9 protein-coding genes are annotated in these 23766 nt (G+C 72.9%); 1 reads left to right on the top strand and 8 read right to left on the bottom strand.

Translation table 11 applies throughout. The annotated features are described in order from the left end of the window. Nucleotides 1-108: 108 nt before the first annotated feature. The 3 genes from ADK66_RS17395 to ADK66_RS17390 all read right to left on the bottom strand — a co-directional run bounded on the left by ADK66_RS17395 (nucleotide 109) and on the right by ADK66_RS17390 (nucleotide 1625). Nucleotides 109-417 (bottom strand): nuclear transport factor 2 family protein, encoded by a 309-nt coding sequence (locus ADK66_RS17395; RefSeq protein ID WP_369814807.1) that lies wholly within the window; start codon nucleotides 415-417, stop codon nucleotides 109-111. Then, the gene (locus tag ADK66_RS32730; RefSeq protein ID WP_369814806.1) at nucleotides 339-719 is read right to left on the bottom strand and encodes a hypothetical protein; all 381 of its coding nucleotides are present in this window, start codon (nucleotides 717-719) and stop codon (nucleotides 339-341) included. Before ADK66_RS32730 ends, ADK66_RS17395 begins: the two co-directional genes overlap by 79 nt. An 87-nt stretch (nucleotides 720-806) precedes the next feature. Then, nucleotides 807-1625, bottom strand: a complete 819-nt coding sequence (locus ADK66_RS17390) for a MerR family transcriptional regulator (RefSeq protein WP_053656918.1) — start codon at nucleotides 1623-1625, stop codon at nucleotides 807-809. A gap of 1129 nt (nucleotides 1626-2754) precedes the next feature. Here ADK66_RS17390 and ADK66_RS17385 point away from each other — a divergent pair. After that, the gene (locus ADK66_RS17385; RefSeq protein WP_053656551.1) at nucleotides 2755-3498 is read left to right on the top strand and encodes an SDR family NAD(P)-dependent oxidoreductase; all 744 of its coding nucleotides are present in this window, start codon (nucleotides 2755-2757) and stop codon (nucleotides 3496-3498) included. 36 nt (nucleotides 3499-3534) lie between these two features. Here the strand turns inward: ADK66_RS17385 and ADK66_RS17380 are convergent, their stop codons facing one another. From ADK66_RS17380 to ADK66_RS17360, 5 genes are read right to left on the bottom strand one after another with little or no spacing between them, the layout of a single operon-like run. Beyond that, nucleotides 3535-5280: a hypothetical protein gene (locus ADK66_RS17380; RefSeq protein ID WP_053656549.1), complete on the bottom strand. Its 1746-nt coding sequence runs from the start codon at nucleotides 5278-5280 to the stop codon at nucleotides 3535-3537. 9 nt (nucleotides 5281-5289) lie between these two features. Next, nucleotides 5290-9729, bottom strand: a complete 4440-nt coding sequence (locus ADK66_RS17375) for a hypothetical protein (protein WP_053656547.1) — start codon at nucleotides 9727-9729, stop codon at nucleotides 5290-5292. Continuing rightward, nucleotides 9729-15185, bottom strand: coding sequence for a DUF3892 domain-containing protein (locus tag ADK66_RS17370; protein ID WP_053656545.1), 5457 nt, complete (start codon nucleotides 15183-15185; stop codon nucleotides 9729-9731). The genes ADK66_RS17375 and ADK66_RS17370 overlap by 1 nt, the downstream gene beginning before the upstream one ends. Further along, a complete protein-coding gene (locus tag ADK66_RS17365; RefSeq protein WP_053656543.1) occupies nucleotides 15182-18586 on the bottom strand; it encodes a DUF6603 domain-containing protein in 3405 nt (1134 codons plus the stop codon). The genes ADK66_RS17370 and ADK66_RS17365 overlap by 4 nt, the downstream gene beginning before the upstream one ends. Further along, nucleotides 18583-23535 carry a hypothetical protein gene (locus ADK66_RS17360; protein WP_053656541.1) on the bottom strand — a complete coding sequence of 1651 codons (4953 nt, stop codon included), beginning with the start codon at nucleotides 23533-23535 and terminating at the stop codon, nucleotides 18583-18585. The genes ADK66_RS17365 and ADK66_RS17360 overlap by 4 nt, the downstream gene beginning before the upstream one ends. Between the last annotated feature and the right edge of the window lie 231 nt (nucleotides 23536-23766).

Genomic DNA, 23766 nt, shown 5'->3' with positions numbered 1-23766 from the left:
TTCCTCGCCTGAGAAGAGGCACCGGTGGCCGGCTGACCAGCCCGCGGCACCCACGAATCGTCGACCCTCTCCTCGGGAGAGGGTCAAGGGAAGGTTGCGGCGTCGCCGCTACGGTTCGATCACCAGCCGGCGGATCAGGGCGCCCTCCAGGTCGAACCGGTAGTGCAGGTCGGCCGACCCACCCGGGAAGTCCCCCTCCAGGTGCTGCAGCACGTCGACATGCCCCTCCCCCGTCCGGGAAGCGCCGACGAACTCCGTGGTGTACGTGTACTCGCTGGCCCCGTTGTCCAGCCAGAACCGGATCTCGTCGCGGCCCCGGTGGGTGCGGCCCTCGTCGGTCACCTCGGCGTCGGCGGCGAAGGCGCTGATCGCGGTCTCCGTGTCACGGGCCTGGTGCGCCGGAAGGTACGCCGCGATCGGGGCCGGAAGTTCGTCCCAGGAGATGACGCTGCCTCGGCCTGCGTTCGTTTCCATGTCCCCACCGTCAGGTCTCCCCCAGCGGGAGAGTCAAGGGCGTGAGCCGCTTCACTCTCCTGGTCGAGGTCGTCCAGAAGCACCAGCCGGGCACCCGTGCGGCCAGCCGCGGTCGTACGCTCGACCGGCAGGCCACGCTGCCGGGCAAGGTCCGCCGCCGCGTCGCCGAGCACGGATTTCCCCGACCCGGGAGGTCCCACCACGATCAGGCGACCCCCCGCACCGGCGACCGCGCGGTCCAGCATCCGGTGCACGGCGGCGAGTTCACGCCGGCGTCCGATCACGCTTCGAGCGTAGGTGCTACCGCCGCGCCACCCTGTCGACTCGGCCCGTCAGGCGTCAGGCGGGGTTACGCGGAAGACCGGCCAGCCCAGTTCGGTGCGCCACCGCGTGGGGTCGCCGGTGTCCCGGGGGCCGGCGAGGTACGTCTCGTGGACCGGCCCGGCGACGCCCAGCGCGTGGGAGACCACCCACGCGCCGAGGCGGCCGTAGGTGACGTCGATGTCGTCATGTGACCCCGGGTGGACGGTCACGGCGAGATCGACCGACGGCAGCTCGACCACCTCGATCCGGCCCCCACCGCAGGGCTCGCGCACCGGCCGGAAGACCGTCATGACGCCGACTCCGTCGGTGAACAGTTCGTTTGTGTACTGCCCGCCGGGAGGCCCGCTGCGCTCGGCGGGCGGGAACGCCTCGTCCAGCTCGTCCATTGCCGTGTCGAACCAGGCGAGCGCGTCCTCCTGCCGAACCTGCTCGCGGATGGCGGCCACGGTCCGGGCGGGCACGGACCGCAGGTCGACGTCGAGCGCCGCGGCGTCGGGGTGCAGCAGTTGGCGCAGCGACACGACGGCGGCGCGGGTGCGGTCGAGTTCGGCCTCGAGTCGCCGCAGGTGACCCGATATGAGCTCGGCGCGCTGTGCGGTGTCGTCCGTCGCGAGGATCGACCTGACCTCGGCCAGCGGCACATCGAGCTGGCGGAGCCGGTGGATGACCTGTGCGGTCGCGATCTGGTCGGGCAGGTAGTACCGGTAGTTCGTGTGCGGGTCCACCGTCGCGGGCTCCAACAGGCCCGCCTCGTGGTAGCGGCGCAGGGTCCGCACGCTGAGGTGGCTCACGGTGGCGAACTCGCCGATGGTCAGGCCCTTTCGCATCGTCACAGTGTCCATCCTCGGGCCGGCACGACCGCAACGGCATCCTTTCCGTACTCCGAGTGACGATGGCTTCGCGGGTTGGACCGATGCCGTGATACTGGCCGTAGTCAAGCCGGTGACGGTGTGAATTCTCTTACCTATGCCGAGATGCCTCCTGAATTGCTGTCCGCGCTGAGTTGCCTGTCGAAGAACGTTCTCAGGCCCGCGGTGCGCGTCATCACCACCTTTGCTCGCGCAACTGTCATGGACAACGGTATGGAGTGTGACCAGATAGACAGAACCCTATTCGGTTCGATTGGGCTTCGCGGCCCGGCATCCGCAGCCATCACGGCGCGGTCCGCGCTCCGACTGGTTATCAGGGCGCTGCCTGTGAGGCCAGCGCCATCGGCTCGATCTGGCGCGGCGGCGACGGGCGCCCCAGCACAAGCTGAGGGCCGGCCGAACAGCCGGGAGCGGCACCTACGATGACACCGTTGTGGACGATCTCGTCGAGCAGAGCGTCCGGCGGTGGCATCCCACCGGCGCTGAGATGGGCGGCCTTCCGACCGCCGTCCGCACCGAGCCGGCCCTGCTCGACGCCCTGCTGCCCACGCTCGCGGGCGACCTCACCGCGGGCTGCGGCCGGGCGGCGCGACGCGGCGAGCGTATGCGAGCATTACGCCACGACTCATTACCACGTGACGTGTCGCGCCGAGCTCACGGCACCGCGCGCAGGTTCGACGACGCGCCGCGCATGTCTATTCCGACGACACGCCCATGCCCTCGTCAGCCAAGCCGACGACGACCAGAGCTGCAGGGGCACCGACCGATTTCCCGTGCACGAGCAGGCCTTGGCTTGATTCAATTGACTTAACAAATAGGCGAATCCGGATGGTAGTGTCGCGATAACAGGCTGCTATCCAACCTGCCACCTAGACTCTTCCAGTACGCCGAACACCGAAGGGGGCTGCATGACGGTCAGGCAGCCGCACCACATCCGATGACCCGTGGAACTTCACTGGACGACGCTACGCGCCAGAGTAGGCCCAGGGGTGACCAGCCCGCCCCGAGTGACGGCGAGGACAGCGGCCGCGCGATGGCGCGCCGCACCCCGAGAGCACGGAAGCGGGCACCCGCAGGATCCCCAGCGTTGTACGTCGCCTGGCCGGCCGAGTCACCGCCCTCGTCGCCAGAGCCGGAGGACGGCAGGGTCGCGCTCGTCAGCGGAGGCAACCGCGGGCTGGGGCTTCAGGTCGTCCGAATGCTCGCCGAGCGCGGCATGCGCGTGGTGCTGGGCAGCCGCTCGGTGGAGAGCGGCCGTCACGCGATCGAGTCCCTGGGTGACCTCGCGGACCGGGTCGCGGTCCGCCAGCTGGACATCACCAACCCGGACAGTGTCGCGGCGCTCACGTCCTGGTTGGACCGGCGGCTCGGTCGCTGCGACGTGCTTGTCAACAACGCTGCAGTGCTCCTCGACGACGACGACATCGACGCCACCGCCGTCGACCTGGACGTGGTGGTCAGCACCCTGAACACCAACCTGCTCGGCACGTGGCGACTCACCCAGGCCGTCGTGCCCCTGATGCGGGCCTGTGGGTACGGCCGGATCGTCAACATGTCCAGCGACGGTGACGGCGTTCCACCGCCGGGGCGCGGTCTGCCGGCGTACCGACTGTCAAAGGCCGCGGTCAACACGTTGACCCGCATGCTCGCCGCCGAGCTCGCCGACGACGGCATCCTGGTCAACGCCTGCACTCCGGAACGGGCGGGCATCCTGACCGGGCGGGCTGTTCCCCCCACGCCACTCGCCTCGGCGGCGGTGTGGCTGGCAACCCTCCCCGACGGCGGGCCCACCGGCGGCTTCTTCAGGGGATTCTCGGCCGTCGAGAGGTAGCCGCCACCGGCCGGAGCCGGTGGCGGCCCACCGCGCCTATCCCGCCGGGCCCTGCTCGACGACGTCGAAGACCAGGCCACTCGAACCCTCGCCGCGCCCCGGCCGCTTCCGGCGGCCGATCCAGGTGTGCGTCGACCCGTCCGACCAGCGTGCCCGCTGGTGTACGCGTGTGACGTGCAGCCCTTCGCGCGGCACCTCCTCCGAGTGGATCGTCAGGTCGCGCCCCGGTTCCAGCAGTTCGCCCCGCGGCCGGGGGTCGACGGTGTGGCCCGCGTCGTGTCGGGGGACGCTGCCCCGGCGCAACAGGTAGGCGCCCCGCACCGGTTCCACAGGCAGCAGCGGGAACCAGTGCTCCGGCACGCTGGTGGCCAGCCGGTAGTGGTCGGCTCCCGCCGCGCCGGGCCCCACCGCTGAGCCGCCGGAGCCCGTCGGAGCGCCGGCGCCTGTCAGTTCCGTCGTCTCGTGCCGGCGTACCCGGCGGCCGGTCGCCCCCGCCACAATGGTCTCCACCGCCCACGCGACGTTCGCCATCTCGTCCCGGAAGAGCCGGACCTCCTCCACCGGCTCGGCCTCCAGGCTGTCGGCGATCGCCGGTGCCACCAGGAAGCGGTCCGAGCGCGCACCTGCCGCCGCCCGCGGGCCGGTGACGGTGTGCCGGAACAGGCTCCAGTCCTGGCCGTCGCCGGGCAGCGCACCGGCGGGGCGGATCAGGGTCCGGAACCCGAAGGTGTCGGTGACCACGAGCGACCCGATCCGCACCACGGAGGCCACCGGCAGGGTCAGCGGCAGCAGGTACCAGTCGTTGCTGTAGACGGTGGCGTACTCCATGAGCAGCAGCCGGGACAGGTCGGTCGGCTCCGCCTCGACCCGCCCGTAATCCACCCGCGCGTCCTCGAACTCCCACCAGCGCGCCGCCGGCATACCCGGGTAGCCGGCCGGAGCCGGCAACACGGTCCGGACGATCTCCTCGACCGGCTCCTCAATCGGATCGGCCGCCGGCAATGTGGCACCGGTGTCCACGTTGAACGAGTACCAGTCGAGCCTGCCGCCGTCGTACTCGGGTGCGGAGAACACCGTGTCGACACCGCCGGAGTGGGCCGCCACCTCGAACCGGTACTCCATCCTGGACGGGTCCCAGGCCGGCGGCGCCGTGTCCGTGCCGTCCGGGGTGAGCCCGAGCGAGTCCAGCCAGGTGAGCCAGGACCGGGCCCTGGACCGCATCGCGCGCTGGTCCGCGAAGGCCACCGTCACTCGGGTCGGTGGCGTGCCGTTTTCGGCCAGGGCGCGCAGATCCGGCAGCAGTTGGGCACCGCTCGGCGTCCTCGGCCCCAGCACCGACAGCCAGCGCCGGCTCTGCGGGTCGAGCGGGCCGTCACCGCCGTCGTCGAGGTTCAGCGGGTACGCCGCCGCGAAGCGGTCACGGTAGGCGGCCAGTGCCGGGTCTCCCCCGAGCAGCCGCAGGAAGTGCTGCCCGGCCCGGGCCGCGATCCGCAGGTCGGTGAGGCGACCGGAGGAGCCCGCCTCCACGGCCGTCTCCAGTGGACGGTTTCGGTCGTAGGGCCGCGCGGTCCCGCCGTGCGGGCGGTAGCGGGCCACCGGCGCGACTTCCGCCCGCAGGCGTACCGACACCGGGGAGCCGGCGTCCTCGCCGGTGAACTCCCCCAGCTGCCACTGCCGGGCCAGCATCCAGAGCGGGTCGTGGATCCGGGCCTGCAGGCCGGGGGCGAGATCGTCGCTACGAGCGCCCGGTTCGAGCCGGGTCCATGAGGTGACAGAAGACATCGTGAGTCCTTAGCCGGCGGGAACGGTGCGGGTGAAGTCGGTCGCGGCGGTCTCCCCGTCGGTGTTGAACGGGAAGTAGAGGGCGGGCAGGAACTGGCCGACCTCGCCGAGGGTCGCCACGTCGATGGCGCGCAGCGGGGCGAGTTCGAGGGTTTCCACGAGGGTGCGTTCCAGTGCGTCCCGCGTCCACAGCGCCGCGTCGTCCGCCGGTACGGCCAGCAGGATGGCCTGCGGTGCCGCCTGGCCGGGCGTCTCGGCGTGAAAGGCGACACCGGTGGTCTCGGCCTCGTTCGGCACCACCTCGACCCACTCGTCGACCAGCAGGCCGCACAGCGACGCAGCCGCATCGACAGTGGCCGGGGCGTCGACGACCATCGACAACCGGGACCCGGCGGGCCGGTCGGCACCGAAGCGAAGCCCCACCCACCGGTCGCCGGGCGCGTACGGCAGCTGCGCCACCCGCAGGTCCTGGTACCGGTCGGGGCGGACCGCCTGGGCGTAGCCGCGTACCGTCTCCAGCCGGTCGGCGCCGGCCCGGACCGGCGCCGAATCGGCAAGCCAGTCGCCGGCCTCGTGCGGCGACCCGCCCTGCAGGTCGGTGCTCGCGGCCAGCGCCGCGGTCAGGCCCGCCGGGTCGGCGAGGGTGAACGCCGGCAGGACCCGGAAGTCCGCCCCGAAGACCGCCTGCAACCGGGCCACGTCGTGGTCCCGGCGCTGCTCAGCGGTCGCCCTGGCCCGGTCGAACCCGGTGGTCAACCCGAGCAGGGCCGCGTGCCGGGCGCCGACCTCCGCGCCGACCGCGCGGGCGCGGGCCAGCAGCGCCGGCGGCGTCGCGTCCGGACCGACGTACGCGCCCAGCACGCCGATGCCGGCGGCGGTCGCCAGCGCCGGACCGAGTACGGCCGGGTCCTCGCTGGCCAGGTCGGTGACGAGCCGTCCCAGCAGGTCCGCCGCGTCGTCGGCGCGGTCGGGCAGAGTCGGGTCCGCGTCCGGTCCGGTGCCTTCGGTGTCCGCCTCGGCACCGCCGGGGGTGAGGTCGGCGGCGGTCAGCGGGCGGGCCGAGGCGACCAGGGTACGGACGGCGCGGGCGACCTCGACGAACTCGTCCAGCGCCAGCACGTCGGCCGCCCAGTCCCCGCCCCGGCCCGGCAGCACCCGCTGCGGCCGGGACCCGGTCGCGCCTGCGGGCGGGGTCGCGGCGTCCAGGACCCGGGCCACCAGCTCGCCGTCGGCGGAGATCTCCTCAGCGTCGGTGAGCGCGAGCAGGTCCAGTGGCGACCGGCCGATCCGGTCGAGGCTGACCTCTCCGATGAGCGGGGCGCCCGGCCCGGCCCACTCCACCCGGGCACGCACCGACGCCGGACGGGGCAGCAGCCCGCCGACCAGCGCGTCGAGCCGGGGCTCGGCCGCCGCCCGGGGGGTGGGTCCCGTGGTCGGCCAGTCCGGCGTCGCCGCCGGCCAGTCGTTGCCGAGCAGCACCACCCGGTGGGTGATCGCGAGGCCGGTACGCGGGGTCCGGGCGAACTCCAACTCGCTGGCGGGTACGTCGCCCCGGGACGCGGCGTCCAGAGTCGCCCCGGTCCGCATCGGGTTGCCCTGCGCCGCCTGGTGCACGCTCTCGGCCATCAACGCGTCGGCCACCGCGTCGATCGCCTCGCCCAGCGAGGTCAGCACCTCGGCGAGGGCCACCTGGTCGGCGTGGCCGGCGTTGGGCAACTCCGGGTCGCCGTTCCAGTCGACCCCGCCGTCGCGCCACCGCTGGTACAGGTCGAGGCCGTCCACGACGGCGGCGGAGGCGACGACCGGCTCGACGTCGGCGTCGTGCTGCACCCGCAGTGCCCGGATCGGCGCGATCTCCCGCAGCCGGGGCAGGTACTGCTCCAGCACCCGGGGGTGGTCCTGCAGTTGGCGTTCGAACCGGTAGCCGAGCAGTTCGGTGAGCGGCTGCCCCTGACGTACCCCGTCGAGGAGCCAGTTGGCCAGCCGGACCCGGTCGGAGCTGAGGTCCACGGCCAGCGGGTTGTCACCGCTGGAACGGTGGGCGCGGTAGCCGGCGCGCAGGACCGCGGCCGTGGCCGCCTGGCCGAGTGAGGGGGCGTGCACGTATCCGGCGTCGGCGGCGCCCTCCCGCAGCGGACCCGGCTCGCCGGGCGGCGGGAAGAGCACGGGCGCGGTGGCGGTGCGGCTGCGACGCAGGTTCTCCACCCAGCCGTACCCGCCCAGGTGCACCCCGGTCGGCTGGGTCTTGCGCACGGTGGCGAGTCGTTTGGTCGCGAACGAGGTGATCCAGGCGTCGAGCCGGTACGCGCAGAGGTCCAACGACTCGGCGAGCAACCGTTCCAGGTCGGCGGCCGGGTACGCGGCCAGCGCCAGCGCGCTCTCCCGGAACGCGAACAGGTCCGTGCCGGGGGCGGTACGCAGGTGCTCGCCGACCTCGGCGGTCGACCCACCCGGCAGCGGGATCTGGCGGGCCAGCTGACGCCAGAGCGTCCAGCTCGTCCGGTCGGGGCGGATGTCGATCAGTTCCGCCTCCCGGTACGCCTCGGCGGGCAGCGGCGCAACCGTCTGCTGGAGTCGGCGGGCGGCGGTGGCGTACTCAGCCAGGGCGGACTGGCGCAGCAGCCGGTAGAGCAGCGGAGTTTGCGTGCCGTCGGTTTCCGCCTGGTCCCGCAGGTTGGTCCAGGTGCGCTCCAGGGCGGCGAACCAGGGCAGGTAGTCCGCCGGTCCCGCGCCCTCGGGCGGCGCGACCAGGGGTCCACCGATCGTGAAGGCCCGTTTCGCGTAGGTGGCCTGGGAGAGGCGGGTCTCCCAGTCGAGTTCGAGCAACGTCATCAATTGGCTGGGTTCGAAGGCCTGCCACACCCGCCAGTTCTCGTCCATGTCCAGTCGCATGAACCGCCACAGGTGCGTCAGGTAGTCCATGCCGAGCAGACTGCGGGCCTGCCACTGCGACCCCAGCGGCCCCTGGGCCAGGATCCGCAGCAGCACCTGCCGCTGGTCACCGGCACCACCGAGCCGGGGTACGCCCGGCAGGCCGGTCTCCGGCTCGATCTCGGTGGCCGACGGACGCCAGACCCGGTCACGCAGTAGCCGAAGGAATCCGACCAGGGCGTTGTCCCGGGCGTTGGTGCTGGTCCACGTGTCCAGCGCGGTCACCGGCAGCACGCCGTACGGTTGCTCCGCCACCCGTAGCGCCGGCACCGGCCCGGCGGCCCGCACATGGTCGATGTAGTGCCGCCGCCCGTGCCGGATGTCGTCCTCGGTGACCACCCCGGTCATCATGTCGCTGAGGAGGTATCCCCAGGTAGCGGCCCAGGTGACGGTGTTCATGTGGCGGGCGCCGGCGGATTGGGACACCGCGGCGCGCTCCGGGGTGTCGGATGGCCCCTGTCCTCCCAGCGCGGCGCGGGCCAGCGCCCGGGGTGACCCGGTGGCTGCGCCGCCTCGGACGAGGTGCAGCGGGTCGCCCGGCTGCGCGACGAGCGGGACGCCCAGCGCCCGGGCGGTGACCGGCGCGTCGCCGTCCACCCCGGTCGGCGGTTCCTGGCCGGGCAGGATCCGCAGCCTGTCGATCCGCTCGGGGTCGTCGGGGTCGTGGCCGGAACGGGCCCCGGCCGTGTTGTTGGTCGGGGTGCCCGGCGGCACGAAACCGAGGCCGTGGGTGTGGAAGTGGGCGTCGAAGAGTTCACCGAGGATCCGGGCGCCCCGCCCGGCCGGGGTTTCCGGCGCGACCGTCTCGTCGGTGTCCACGCCGAACACCACCAGCCGGTCGATGCCACCCTGGGCCATCTGCAGGGGCAGCGGAATTCGCATCGCCATACCGGCGTCGACGGCGGCCTGGAAGTCGACCAGCCACCGGCTCGCCTCGTCGACCGGCGGCTGGTCGTCGCCGAGGGAGGTCAGGTCGGCCACGGGTGACGGGCCGACGACCAGCGGGCGGCGTACCGGCGCGGACTGTGCGTACACCGGTGCGACGCCGGCCCGCCACAGGGTGGCGTGCCATTGGCTCGGCAGTGCGCGGGCGACCGGCGCACGGTCCCAGGCCTCGGCGCCGCCGGTAACCGGCGGGAAGTTCGGCTCCCGGAGCAGTGGCCGGCCGGGTGGGACCGGCTTGCCGGGGCGGCCGTCCGGCGCCGGCTCCAGCGCTCGGGCGATCCAGGCGGCCCGTTGCGGGTCGACGAGCTGGCAGAGCCGTCGCCAGGCGATGACCTCGTCGGCGGAGACCCGCCCGGCCCGCCACACGTCGATCCAGTACTGCTTGCCCCAGGCCACCTCGTCGTCGGTCAGCGCGGGCTGGTGGGTGTCGACGTGCAGCACGTCCGGCAGCACCCGCAGCCACAGCTCGGTGCCTGTCGGTCCGGTGTCGACGAATCGGGTTTCCACGCGCACCGGCAGCAGGGCCACCGGCCACTGGGTGGGCAGGTGCCACGGCGGGTTGGGTGTACTCATCACGCGTCCTCGGCCAGTTCGGGCAGGAATAGCAGGTTGTTGGGCAGGTCGCCGTCGGCCTCGGTGGTGAGGTACGGCCGACCGGTGGCGGTCCGGGACACCAGCACCTGGACCTGGTCGCCGACGGGGCGTTCGACGAAGAACCGTTCGTGCCGGCCGATCGCGGCGATCACCTCCTCGGTACTCATCCGCCACGGCGTGCCGTCGGCACGGCGCCCGCCGACGGCGACGATCCGGTGCTGGGGCACCCCGGCGGCGTGCCGGGCGACGGCCTCGATCTGCCAGGTGTCGTCGATGGCTGGGATCATGTCGCTGGCATGGATCGCCACCAGGACCGGCCGTTGGAGAGTGATCTGCGCCTGGTGGGCGCTGTTGTAGCCCCACTCCAGGCCACCGAGCCGCAGGCTGCTCAGCCGTCCGGAGGCCTGGGCGTGCCGCAGTCGTTCCTCCTCGGACGCGTCGCCCGTCAGGTGCCGCCAGTGCACGTCCGACCAGTGGGTCGGGGCACCGCCGTAGCTCGCCCCGTCGGGCGGGGCGTCCAACCCGAACCGGGCATCGGTCGGCGGCTGCCGCAGCACGATGAACCAGCCGGCGTCAGTGTCACTGCCCCGGGCCTCGGACACCCCCAGCGGCAGGCCGAAGAACTGGATGTCCGGGTCGAGCCGGCCGGCGAACTGCGGCTCGCGCGTCTCGTCGGCCAACTGCCGGCTGCCGTCCTCGGCGAAGAAGGCCCTCTGCACGTAGATCGCCGTGCCCGGATACCGGCGCAGCAGCTCGCCGCGGACCAGCACCACCAGCAGGTCGCCGGCACCGACCGCTGTGGCGTTCTCGCCCAGCCCGTTGCCGGGCTTCCAGCCCTGGATCGGTGGGATGTCGGAGAGCGGGCCGACGGACGGCTGCGCGGACCGCACGTCCCAGAACTGGGAGAAGAAGGTGGCACCCAGGTCCGTCGGGTAGCGCCGCCACAGCATCTCCCGGCCCAACTCGGAGTTGAGACCCACCATGAACGCCTCCACGAAGGACGCGTTGACCCGCAACAGGGTGACCGTCTCCGGCGGGATCGCGGACACCCCGGGGAAGAGCAACTCCTGGGACAGGTCCCGCAGCGCCTCGTACATCGGGCGGGTGAACCGGGGTACCACCACCAGTTCGCGCAGCTCCTGCACCGACTCGACGCCCGCCAACTTCATCCGACCGGCGGTCTGGTCGGTGATCCCGCCGACCGGCTCCAGGGCGGTGGTCATCCGGGCCGCCAGGGTGGCGGTGTCGACCGAAACCCGGCGCTTCGTGTCGACCAGCTCCTGGGCCGCCAGGACCCGGTCCTGGTGGCGGCCGGCGGCGGCGGTGAACCGGTCACCCATCGCGGTGCGGGTGGCGGTCAACGCCGGGTCGAGGTCGGCGAGGGCGATCGCCGCCCCCTGCCCCTCCCATCCGAACCATCCGGGGACCTCGGCGTCGGCGCTCCAGCGCCGGGCCACCCCGTGCCGGTCCAGGTCCCAGCCGACCCGGTAGTAGCCGCGGTTGGACTGGGCCGGGTTGGCCACGTGGAACAGCACCAGGTCGGCCCGGCGGGTGCCGGTGACGTCCATGACGGCGATGCCGGCCCCCTGGTGCGCCGCCGGCAGCGGGTCGCCGCCGACCACTCTGGCCGGCGTCCAGCCGGCGCTGACCCGGCCCCGGGCGTTGAACTGCCATCCGATCCGGTAGACCGCCCGGTTGGTGTCGCCGGCCGGCTCGATGGTGAGCACGATGATGTCCGGTACCAGGTTGTCGTCGAGGTCGGCGACCGCCACTCCGACGCCCTGTACCGGTCCTGGCGTCCAGGGCACCGACACCGAGTCGGACCATCCCCGGCTGATCGCCCCCTGGGCATCCAGCCGCCAGCCGACCCGGTAATACAGTCCTGGTGTGGCGCCGCCGGTGGCGTACGCCAGGATCAGCTCGGGATGGCCGTCGCCGTCGAGGTCCGCCACGGCGAGGTCGGCGCCCTGGATCTCGGCGGCGACCTCGTCGGGCAGCCGGTGCACCGGGCTCCATCCGCCGGTCACCTCGCCGTTGGCGTCGAGATTCCAGCCGATCTGGTAGGAGACGGCGTTGGCGCCAGCCGGGTTGTCCACCCACATCAGGATCAGGTCGGGTTGGCCGTTGCCGTTGACGTCGGCGACCGCGATACCCAGACCCTGGGTCTCCCAGCCGATCGGACCCGGCTTGTCGATCTGCGCGGTCCAGCCGCCCCGTACCTCGGCCTCGAACCCGAGGTCGCGGCCCACCCGGTGGTAGACGACGTTGTCGGTCGCGCCGTTGTCGACGTGTGCGGCGACCAGATTGGACATGAAGCCCAGCGGCAGTTGCCACCGGGCGTCACTGGCCGCGAACGCGCCGATCGGGCCGGTGCCCCGGGAGTCCACCGGCAGGCCGTTGTCGGTCCAGCTCCATCCGCTGCTGGTGCGGCTCACCGTGAAGAGGCGGCCATCGCTGCCGGTCACGAAGATCGCCAGTCGGCTCTGCATAGCCGCGCCGGGCACCTGCATGACCCTCGTATCGGGCGGGAACCCCAGGTTCTGCCACGACCAGGCCGAACCATTCCACAGCCGGATGTACAGCCGCCCGTCGGCGGCCCCGCAGAAGATCATTACTTCGTTGCCGCTGACGATGATGTCGCCGGGGGCGTTGGTGAGCACGGTCCCCGGCGGGGTGCCGTGGTCGCCCCAGGTGCTGTTGGCCAGGACCCGTTCGATCAACCGCCCGTCATAGGACACGGCAAATACGCTGGCCGGGGCGGTCCGCGGCGCGACGTGCCGCAGCGGGGCGCCGGTCGGGTGCCCGTGCCAGCGCCACTGCCAGCGGCTGCCGGTCCAGTAGCGCTCCCAGAGCCGGCCGGCGCTGCTGGTAACGAAGAAGCTCGTGTTGCCCCGAGCGCTGCCCGGGGTGCTGACGATCCTCTCGCCACTGTAGTGGCTGGGGTTGCCGTGGTCGACCCAACTCCACTGGTTGCCGTCGCGGCGCCGTTCCCAGAGCCGGTTGCCGTTGTCGTTGGTGGCGGTGGTCAGGAAGATGCTCTGGTTGTTGAGCACCAGGAACGGTGAGCTGCCGAGCCCGTAGCTGCCGGGGGGGTCCGGGTGCTGGCGCCAGTACCAGCGATCCTCCTCGCGGTAGTGCTCGAAGAGTCTGCCGTGCACGGAGGCGATGAAGATTCGCCGGCCGCCGTCCATGATCCCGCCGGGCTCGACCCCGGCGGCCTGGGTGCTGGTCGGTGCGCCGTGGTCGAGCCAGAGCCACCGGGTGCCGTCGTAGGAGCGTTCGAACAACCGGCCGTCGCTGGTGGTGACGAAGGCCTGCCGGTCGTTGAACGCCCAGCCGGGCGGGCTGAGCACCATGCCTGGCTGGCCGGTCGGGGCAGCGGGGTAGCCCACTCTCAGCGGGCCGGCGTCCGGGTACACCACCGGCGACGGCTGTGGCGGTTCCGGGGTCGGCTCCGGATCGGGCTCCGGGTAGGGGTCCCGCGGCGGCCAGTTCGGGTCGTCCGGAGGCAGCCTCGGCTCGATGGGTCGCATCGGCGCCGGTATCCACGTCTCGCCGAACTGCTCGGCGGTGGCCTTGCCGACCGGGGTGTCGAGGGGGCCAGGCAGCGCCGCGGCGCTGCCGTCCGTCGGCGCAGCCAGCGTGACCTCCGGCAGCGCAGTCGGCCGGGCGTCATCCGGCACCGGGGCCGGCGCATCCCCTGCTGCGGTCGGCACCGGGGCGGGGCTCGCCCCGGTGGCTGCGGCTGCGGTGCGGCCCCGCCACCAGGGGTCGGCGCGGTCGATGCGGGTCCGGTTGATCAGGTGGAAGGCGATGTCGTCGCCCGCGACGTCGTCGAACAGCACCGTGCCCGCCGGCGGCTGCTCCGGCGGCGTCGCGGTCACCTCGTTGCTCGCCGCCGCCTCGACCACCGAATCCAGCGCGTCGGCGCCGGCTCGCCGGGCCAGCGGACCGTCCGGCCGGGTCATCCGGCGGAACGCCGCCGACAGGGCCGCCGTCGCGGTCGGGTTGCGGAGCAGCTCGCCGCTGATCAGCCGCTTGGCGCGGGGGGTGACCGTCACGGCGTCCAGCACCGCCCCGGAGACCTGCAACAGCCGGCCGGGCGGCAGCGGACCGCCGAGGGCGAGCCGGCCGGCGGACGCCGCGTCCGTGCCGGACCGGGCGAGGGCGGCCGCCGCCGGACCGGCGATTCGGCGCTCGTACGTCGAGCGGCTGACCTCGGCGGCGAGCTGGGCCTGGCGGATCGCCTCGTTTGCCCGCTGCACCTCGGCCGCCTGCTCCCAGGCCGCCGCCATCAGCTCCTCCTGCTGCTCGCGCACCACGCGGGTGCCCAGCGCGGCGGCGATCCGGTGCCGGGGGTCGAGGTTCAGCTCCCGCAGCCAGTGCGGGTGGGCCGCGTCGCCGGGTACCCGGTCGACCCCGGCGTACCGGCCGCCGTAGAGCGGCGGGCCGAGGCGGGTGCCGGTGTCGGCGATCAGCGCGCGCAGCAGCTCCTCGAACGCCTCCCGGGACTGCGCGGGCCAGAGGGTCGGCATGGTGAGCGCCCCGCGCAACGCGCCCTCGGCGCCCAGGGTCACGGTGGGCACCGACAGGTCGAGCCCGGGAACGCCGGACGGGCCGAGCAGCATCGGGCGCAGCCCCGCGTCGGCGGGCAGAGCCCGGGCCTGCAGCCGCCGGACCAGGGACTCGAAGTCGCCGTCGGCGCCGGTGGAGAACTCCCAGCTGTGGTAGACGGGCAGCGGCGGCGCGGCGCCCAGACCGGGCGCCCAGGCCGGCGCGAGGGCTGAGTCGTCGTGGACGGGCAGCCCCAACCCGGCCCGCCGGCCGGCCTCGAACGCCGGCACCAGGCAGGCCCGGTAGGTGATGCCGGCGGCCAGCCGGCGCGGGCTGATCAGCCGGGACAGGGTGCGTCGCGGGTCACCGGCCAGCACGTCGGCGACCGGCTCGCCCGTCCCGGTGGTGGCGACCTGGGCATGTGCCCAGGCCCACGACTCGGCGAGGTCGGGCAGGTCCGACAGCGCGCACTGCAACACCGGCAGCGGGGCGCCCGTGTCGGTACGCAGCTCGGAGTTCGCCACCGGCACCACGACGAGGAACAGCCAGGGACGCAGCCGCTGCCGGCTGCCGGGCGCGGCCGGGGTGAACAGCCACGGGAAGTCCGGCCGATCGAACTCGATGGTGACCAGGTTGTTCGGCTCGAAGTCACTGGCCCGCTCCGGCGGGTCGGTGCGGATGACCTGCCGGGTGTCGATGCCCCGGATGTCGCCCGGCCCGTACAGGCGGATGTCGAACGTGCGCTCGGTGCGACCGGCCAGCCGGACGCCCACCGTGACCGGCTGCCGGGCGGGGATGTCCGTCTCCAGCGGGTCGGCCACGGCTCCGGCGGCGGCCAGCCCTTGCCGGACGTACGCCAGGAAATGCAGTTGCGCCGTCACCGGCGTGCCTCCTCGGGGGTGCGCGAACCGGCGACCGGCTCGGTGAACCGCACCAGGGGGGTCAGCCCGGCGCGGTAGGCGGCCGGGCCGGCGGCCCGGGCGGGGGCCAGCGCGGCCGCGCTGGATCGGGTCAATCGCTTCAGGGTCGCTCCGTCCATCGGACGCATGGCCGGTGCCGGGTCGACCGCCCACCTCTTCGCCCGCCCGGCACCGCGGGGGGTACGGGCGGCGACGTCCGGCTCGTCGATGATCAGCACTTCGTAGCCGAGCGCCACCGGTGGCGGGGCGACCGGGTCGTACTCCACCTCCGGGGAGGAGAAGCTGCGGCCCGCCTCCATCCGCTCGAACGAGGGGGTGGAGAGCAACTGGTCGTCGGTCATTTTCTGGAACTGGGCCCGCGCGAAATGCTCGTAGGTGACCGCGCCGGCGTCGGTGGCGTCGACACCGCCGAACCGCACCGACGCGATCGAGTACCCGGTCTTCTGGGTCACCGGCGCGCTGCCGAACCGCTCGATGGTCAGGCCCAGCGGAGCGACCTGCTGGGTGACCGCTATCGCGCCCAGTGGGTGGGCCAGGAGCTGCCCGGGCGCCGGTTCGATCTTGCGGAGGGTGACAAGGGCCTCCCCGTGCGGCGGCAGTTGCGCCGTCCAGTTGCGGGGGTCGGCGAACGCCGCGTCGAGTTGCCCGCCCACGTCGACCGGGCTGGGCAGCGGCGGCGGCGTACGCGACCCGATCGTCAGGTCGAAGGAGACCGAGGCGCTGACGAACAGCACCTTGAACTTTGCCTTGCCGCGCGCCCGCCACGGCCGGGGACCGCTGAGCGTCACGCTGAGCGCGACGGCCATCAGCTCCCGCTTGCCCCGGCGCAGCGCCACCGCCGCCCCGATGTCGGCGACGAAGCTCAACGGCGCCAACTGCACAAGGGTGTCGAAGGAGAGCATCCCGGAGACGTTGAAGCCGGCCGCCTCGGCGTAGACCTCCAGCCGGGCGCCGAACTGCACGGTGTTCGAGGTCAGCGCGAGGTACGACTCCAGTCGCAGCCGGGGGTTGTTCTTCTCGGACAGGGCGATCGCGAGCCGACGCAGTTGCGGGAAGTTCGGCGGCGGCTGGAATCGCGGGTTGAACCCGCCGGCCGCGAGCGCGAACGTCGGTTTCGCACCCCAGGACATCCGCATCGCCATGTCCCCGCTGATCGGGAAGCCGGCGATCTGCGAGTCGTAGAGCGAGGCGTCGATGGAGGCCTGTTCGGCGCCGAAGTCGACGATGCCCAGGACGTCCATGTTGATCTTCACGATCGGGTTCTTCTCGTCGGGCAGGGCCATCCGCAGCCGGCCCAGCACCACCAGCCGCAGCGGCGCCGGCAACTCCAGCACCAGACCGAGGTCGAAGGTGAGCAGGGTGGGCGTGCCCCAGCCGATCCGGGCCATCGGGCCGAAGACGTACCTGCCGACGGCAACCGGGAAGATCGTGCCGACCGCCGCCACCGTCTCCGCGGCCCGGCCCACCGGGTCCGTGGGGAACATCAGCGAGTTCAGCGACCCGTTGCGCACCCCGGACCGCAACGCCTCGACGTTGACCGTCCGGTGCACGCCGAGCATGCCGCCCACCCCGTTGAGGGTGAAGCCGAAGCCGAGCTGGATCGGGGTGAACTCGCCCGAGATGATGACCAGCAGGGAGAATCCGTCGCTGCCGTCCGGCATCCGGATCGGCGACCCGTCCGGGTTCTTCGTGGCGAGCAGGCCGACCGCGCTCACCGCGATCGACTCGAACTGCAGGTGCAGCGCACCGGCGTACTGGCCGGCGTCGGCGTCCACGAAGAGGTAGCCGCCGCCGACAAGCGGCCCGGCGGCGAGCGACAGCCCGATGCCCGACGGCGGTTTGAACGCCAGCGCCGTCTCGGCCGGGCCGAGGTTGCCGCCTCCCGGCGGGAAGGTCAGGCCCGCCTCGACACCGATCCGCTCGGCCACCGCGCGCAGCGGCCCCAACCGCAGGGTCGCCGAGGCGGCCAGCGCGGCGAAGAGCCCCTCCCCGCGTACGCCGAGCGCCGCGTGCAGCCCGAAGATCTCGACGGGGCCGGCCGAGATGTGCAGCGGCAGGTCCGCGTCGAGCCCGGCGGCGCCCCGGAACGTCAGGCCCTTGCGCAGCGACCAGGTCAGCGCGAGGTCGAACTCGGCGCGCAACCCCTCCGGCGGCAGCACCTGGGCGAGGAACCCGTCGCCGTCGCCGGCCGCGACGACAAGCGCCGCGCGGGCCGCCGAGATCGACAGCTCGATGTCGTCCACCCCGCCGCCCAGCGCCGCGCCGGCGGCCAGCCGCAGGCCCTGGGCCTCCAGGCGGGTGCCGGTGGCGCTGCCGATGCGCAGGGCCATCCCGGTCCCGTCCGGCACCCGGTCGGCGGTGAGTGCGATCCGCACCATTGAATCCAGGCCGGCCGGCAGGGTGAGCCCGTCCGGTCCGATCGCGAATCCGGCACCGGCGCCCTGGACCGCCAACCGCAACGCCCAGCCGGCGACGATCCGGTCGAGTTCCAGGGCGCCCCGCAGCGCCAGGACCAGGCCGAGCCCGCCCCGGTCGGCGGCGGACAGCGCCGCGCTCGCCCCCACGGTGACCTGGGCGTCGCCGATTCGGACCGGGGCGGCCACGGTGAGCATCCGGGCGGCCAGTGCGGTGCCGACGGCACCCAGGTCCGGCCCGTCGGCCGGGTTCAGGCCGTACAGCGCCGGCACGCCGAGTTCCTTGAGTACGGCGGCGATGCGGGGAAAGAGCTTCGCCGCCGCCGCGTCCGCCGCCGCCGTGGCGGCCAGCCCGTCCGGGAAGTACTCGGCCCGGAGCGTGCCGACCGGATCGGTTAGCAGGTCACCGAGCCGATCCAGGTGCAGTTGCGGTCGGGACCGGGGCAGCCGTACCGGGGCGCCGGTCGTCGGCATCGGCGCGCTCACCGGCGGCTCACCGGCCGGGGTGAGCAGCGTCAACAGGATCGCCACCTGGTACGCCACCGGGTGCTGGCGTTGCAGGTAGTTGACCGTGAGGAAGGTGATCAGGTCCTCGGCCAGCACCTCGGCGGGCGGCAGGTTCGCCGCACCGGCGTTCAGCGCCGGCGGCAGCCCGCTGACCGCCGCGACCGCCGACGACACCGTGTCCAGCGCGGCGGTCAGGTCGTCGAGCGTCTCTGGTGGCCCGTGCTCGATGATCTGGCGGACGCCGTCGACCGCCTCGGCGCAGTCGGTCAACCACTTCTCGAACTCCTCGGGCGGCATCCCGGCCAGCGCGGCGAGGTCCCACCCGAGCGAGTCGAGGATGCCGGAGCGACGCCACTGGCTGGTGGCGGCCATGGTGATCGGCGACAGCAGCGCCTCGATCTCGCCGAGCAGTTGTGTCTGGAAGTTGCCGTCGTCGGTCATGCCGTCTCCGGTCCGTAGTGAGCCGCGGTGAAGGCAGCCGGCCGGTTGTAGACCGTGTTGATCCCGTCGGCGACGTTCGGGCGACCCGCGGCGTCGGTGTAGTAGGTGATGGCCGGGACGCCGGCGTGGGCCAGGACCTGGTTCGGGTAGCGCAGGTTGCGGTTAGGGCCGGAGGCCGGGTCGTCCGCCGTCCGATACTGCAGACTCGGCTGGATCTCCCAGGTGGTGCCGCTCCATTGGAACTCCCGGCCGCCGTTGTAGCGGCGGATCGTCTCCCGCTGGAAGACCGCGCGGGTGCGCTGGTCGATCGGGTTGGGCATGTGGCCGCTGATCAGTTGGTAGGCATCACCACCGCAGTTTGCGAAAAGTAGGCGCACGGCGGTGCGGACGTTCTCCACCCAGTTCCACACTTCGTTGGGGTTCGCGCCCACCCGCGGCCGAGGGCCCCAGTTGTCGAGCTGGCCGATCCCGTAGCCGTGGGGCGGCCCCATCAGCGGCATGTCCTTCTCATGGCCGTACCAGTGGTTCCTGTACGTCACGGTCGACGCGCCGTCCTCGCGGAACTGGTTGTAGCCACCGCGTAGCCCACTCTCATGCGTGAAGATCAACATGGCGGTCCGCCGCCAGCACTCCTGGCTCAGGATGTTGACCTGAGGAAGCGTGTCGTTGTCCTGGTAGTACGTCTGAACGAATTCCTCGATCAACTCCTCGATGTCGGCATCGGGCGTGGGATTCACGCCGCAGACCCGGAAGGCGGGCAACGCCAGCAGCGGGACACCCTGCGGCGGCGGCCCGAGCACTCCCTGCGTGCCAGGGATCAGTCCCGGGTCCAGCGACCGCTCATCGAAGGAGACGGCCGACACACCCAACTCCCCGTCGCCGCCCCGGATCACCTCCTGCCCGTTCTCGGTCACCGATGGTTGGAACTCCAGTACCAGCGCCGGCCGGTCCTGGGCGCCGGCGCGCCGCCCCCACGGCCGCTGCTGCCCGCTGACCAGCACGGCGGGCAGCCGCCGGTTCGCCACCGGGAACGGAATCGCAGTCGGTGCGGGCGTAAACGCCGCCGGTACCCTCCCCTGGCCGTCCACGACGAGATCCCGCCCCTTCGCGTCGGTGAACTGGCCGGTGGCGCCGTAGTGCAGCACCACCGTCGGGTTGCCGGTGAGGGCCAGTTGGTAGTTGTGGCCAAGGTGCGCGTTCTGCATCGGGGCGGTCACGGCATCGGCGTTGTCGTCCGGGCCGTCCCAGCTCAGCCGCAGGTTCCAGGTCCAGTCGATGCGCAGCTTCCGAGGCGGGGCCGGGTTGGCCGCCGGGTCCGGCGGGTCGGACACCGCCGACCGGGCGTACCGACGGCGCAGCAGGTCGCGCAGTTGGTCGTCGGTGACGCCGACGAACTGCACCTCCCCCATCCACATCGGCATCTGCGGTCGCAGCCGGTCCGGCCCACCGGCAACCAGTGGCCGCCGCTCGTTGCGCAAGTGGTACGGCACCATCCGCCGGACCCTCGTCTCGGCGTGGAGAAGTGGTTCGGTGTCCTGTGGTGAGCGGAGGAAGTCCACGACCTGGAGTTCGTCCGCCTCGCCGCGCAGCGGGCCGCGATCCTGCGCGGTCGGGTCGTCGACAAGCGCGGTCTGCATGCCGCACAGGTGCATGGTGAACGACTCGACGTGTGGCACCGCCGGGCCGTCGGCGACGACCAGGACCTCCACCGGGCCGAACGCCGCCGCCGCGTCGGCCAGGAACACGGTCGCGGTGAACGTCCGCACCCCGCCGTCCGCCGGTGCCAGCGTCGCGGTCACCTCGGCTGCGGTGGGCGCGTCGACCGCGATCCCGGTCCGCAGTAGCAGCGCGACGCCGGCTGAGGTCTGCAGCCGTAGCCGTACCCGGGTCGCCGCACCGTCGACCTGCCCCTCGATGCGCAGGCCCCGCTCCACCGGCCGGTGCGGCGCCACCGCGGCCGGGGCCGGTGTGCCGTCCACAGGGTCCGTCGCCGTCCACACCTCGGCCCCCGGCGGGAGTTCCCCCGTGGCGTAGGTGTCCGGCACATGCCACAGCACCGGCCAGAGCGCCAGTTCCTCGGGACTGACCAGGTTCAGCAGACGGGCGGGCAGGGTGATCGCGACCGGCTCACGTTCCCCGTCGACGGGCGATGGCACGGGTGGCACGGTGCGCTGCTGGAACAGGCCCGCGGTGCCGAGCAGCGCGTCCGGCAGAGGCCGGGCCCCGGTGCTGTAGGCGACCTCGGCGACCGTGCCGGCGGCCGGCTTGAACGCCTCGGTGTAGTCCCATGGCTCGGTCGAACCGGCGACGGCGCTGGCGTACAGGTAGCCATCGGTGCCGGCGCGCAGCCGGCGGACAGCGCCGCCCGTACGCCAGTAGACCCAGGTGTCCTCCGCGGGTTGGCTTGTCGCGGCGACCGCGCCGGCGGCGGGCCGTTCGGTCATCAGCACGAGGTGATCGGGGTCGTGCGGCGCGGTGGCCGCCCGGGTGGAGAGGCTCACCGCGCAGCGGGTCAACGGTGCGGCGGTTTCCTGGCCGGGCAGCCGCCACCACAGGGTCTGGATCGCCTTTTTGGCGTTGCCCGGCTGCCACGAGAGGCTGACCTCGCCGATGTTCGCGTAACCCACCACCTCCTTGCCGTCGCCCCACTTGCCCAGGTAGTCGTCGTGGTTCTCGGTGGCCGCCAGGTACTGCCCGAGGGCCGCCGAGCGGTCGCCGGTCGGCGGGTAGACCGGTCGCGGCGAGCCGGGTCGGGGCGGGATCGTCGGATCGGCGGCGTCGTGCTTGGCGAAGCTCAGGTCGTAGGACCAATCCGGGGTACGCGTGACAGTGCGCAGCGGCCCGGTCTCCGCCACGGCGGGGGTGCCGCTCACCGTCCACGGCACGCTCCGCAGGTGCCCGGTGATCGTGTCGACCAGCTCGGTGCCGACGGTGAGGCTCCCGCCGTCCGGGTTCGCCCAGCCGACCCGGGTGCTGCGGGGCAGCACGTCGGCTGTCACGTCGAAGCCGGTGCCGTGCAGGAACCGGGTCAGCCCGTCCTCGTTGCGCGCCGCGCTGGCCACGAACTGCGCGACAACTCCCCGGGTGGGCACCGGATCGGTCGCCCGGAACGGTGCCGTGCCCTCGTAGCGCAGCCGCGCGGCGAAGCCGTAGCCGACCTCGCCGGAGAGCAGGATGAGTCGCTGCCCGCGGGTGCCGTCCGGTCGTACGGCCCCCCGGTTGAACAGCCGGGACAGCAGCTTCTCGTACCCGGCGCGTTGCAGCCCCCACGCCTCGCCGTCCACGGTGGCCCGACCCCGGTAGCGCTTGCCGAGCAGTTGTTGCACGAAGTCGGAGACGAACGGGTAACCGACCACCGGCGTCGCGGAGACCACGAAGGTGGCCGCGTCCGGGCCGAGGTCCGGCGGGTCCAGCACCTCATCCTTCAGGACGGCGTCGCCGTAGAGCAGGGCGGGCGGGTCGTCCGGCCCGCCCACGAAGACCCGGGTGGTCCGGGTGTCCAGCACGATGAGCTGATGCTGCGCCCACTCGACGTGGTAGTGCCAGCTCAGCGCCCCGGCGGGACGCAGCGGTACGCCGCTGTTGAAGCCGGTGGGCAGGCCGACGCAGGCACGGATGGCCGCCGAGGTGTCGTTCTCGGTGCCGTCCCAGCCCGCGACGGCCGCCAGCAGCCGTTGGCCGGGCTCACCGGCCGGGCCGGCGGGAGCGAACCGCTCCGGCGTGTTCCCCCAGCCCTGGCAGAGGGCGTACGCGGTGAGCGCGTTCTGGATCACCCGGCGGCCCAGCCCGCTGGCGTCGCCGGTGGTGGCCAGTGCCTTCTCCGCCCAACCCTGCGTCGAGAACCAGTCCTCGCTGACCTCGTGCTCGCCGAGCACCAGGTAGGTCGGGGTGTTCGCCAACACCCGGCGGACCGCGCCGACACTGGACCGGAACTCCAGCACCGCCGCGCGCTCGTCGGCGAAGGTGTCCCGCCGCTGCTTGGCCGGCCCGTATCGAGCCACGGACGCCCACGCGTCGGAGAGCCCCGAGTCGGTGAGCGAGCGTTCCAGCAGCGCGTGCTCGTCCGGGTGCACGTCGGCGAACTCCGGCAGCTTCTCCGGCCAGAGCACGTCGGACCAGACGAGCAGGTACATCGCCCAGAACTCGGCAAGCGACAGCAGGTGGCTCTTCGCCGCCGTGGCGGTCAGCCCGGCCGCCCCGGACACCAGCTCCTGGCGGTATCCGGGGCGCAGTCGGAGGTCCGCGTCGACGACTCCGGGCAGCGCCTCGGGGCCGGCCTTGAGGGTCTGCCCAAGCCCGGTGACGACTGCCAGCAGCGGATCGGCGACGTCGTCGGCGTAGATCTGGCTGCCACTGAGCACCAGTTGCTGCGGCCGGGCGAGCGGGTCGGCGACATCGGCCCGCAGGATCTCGTCGAGCACGGCGAGCGCGTCGTCGCCACCGCCGTGCGGCTTGCGGCAGGAGGTGTGCACCACGCGCAGCCGGTTGAGGTCCTCCGGCGGGGTGGCGAAGCTCGGCAGGCTTGGCGCGCCCGGCCCGGCGTAGGTGAGGGCCGAGCGGGCGGCGGCCGCCGTGGTGGCGACCACGTTCGGGGAGTACAGCCGGGGCTCGGTGGCCGGCACCGGCACGGACTCGTCGCCGACGGCGGCGAAGAACACGTCGTACCGGTAGAGGGTTCCGGCGGCCAGCGGCGCCGCGGCGGTGGCGGTGACCGCTACCAGGTGGCAGTTGGCGGCCACCTTTACCGTGTTGCGGCTGCCCTCGCCGACCTGGGTCACCCCGACGCCGTCGGCGTCCGACGAGTAGACCCGCAGGGTGACCTTGCGGGGTTCGCGCAGCGCCAGCCACACGGTGACCGACGTGCCGTCCACCCGTCGCAGCAGAGGACCGGCGAGCACCAGCGGGAGGCTGGCGAGCGGGCGGGGTTGCCAGGTCACGCCGACCTCCACGAGCCCGAGTCTGCGGCATCGAGCCGACCATTACCGTCCACTTTGGACATAGCTACTGCACTGGATCCCTTCACGCGCCACCCATTCCACGCTCGCCGACGTCCGGAGCATTCAGTTAACGCGCGGTGACCACTGAGTAACATCGCTCGATTGCCGATCAACTCGTAACCCTTCGTTTGCCAACCGGGGGCCTTTCGCGGGCGACCGACCTACCGATCGGTCGCTCGTGCC

Origin of the sequence: Micromonospora sp. NRRL B-16802, from assembly GCF_001279555.1 — a bacterium.
GTDB classification, from domain to species: Bacteria; Actinomycetota; Actinomycetes; order Mycobacteriales; family Micromonosporaceae; genus Micromonospora; species Micromonospora profundi.
This window is presented reverse-complemented; position numbering and strand designations above follow the sequence as displayed.

What these genes read in the sequence shown, in the direction of transcription:
- ADK66_RS32730 (WP_369814806.1), bottom strand. Translation starts at nt 719, where the DNA reads ATGCTGGACCGCGCGGTCGCCGGTGCGGGGGGTCGCCTGATCGTGGTG.
- ADK66_RS17380 (WP_053656549.1), bottom strand. Translation starts at nt 5,280, where the DNA reads ATGTCTTCTGTCACCTCATGGACCCGGCTCGAACCGGGCGCTCGTAGC.
- ADK66_RS17390 (WP_053656918.1), bottom strand. Translation starts at nt 1,625, where the DNA reads ATGCGAAAGGGCCTGACCATCGGCGAGTTCGCCACCGTGAGCCACCTC.
- ADK66_RS17365 (WP_053656543.1), bottom strand. Translation starts at nt 18,586, where the DNA reads ATGACCGACGACGGCAACTTCCAGACACAACTGCTCGGCGAGATCGAG.
- ADK66_RS17375 (WP_053656547.1), bottom strand. Translation starts at nt 9,729, where the DNA reads ATGAGTACACCCAACCCGCCGTGGCACCTGCCCACCCAGTGGCCGGTG.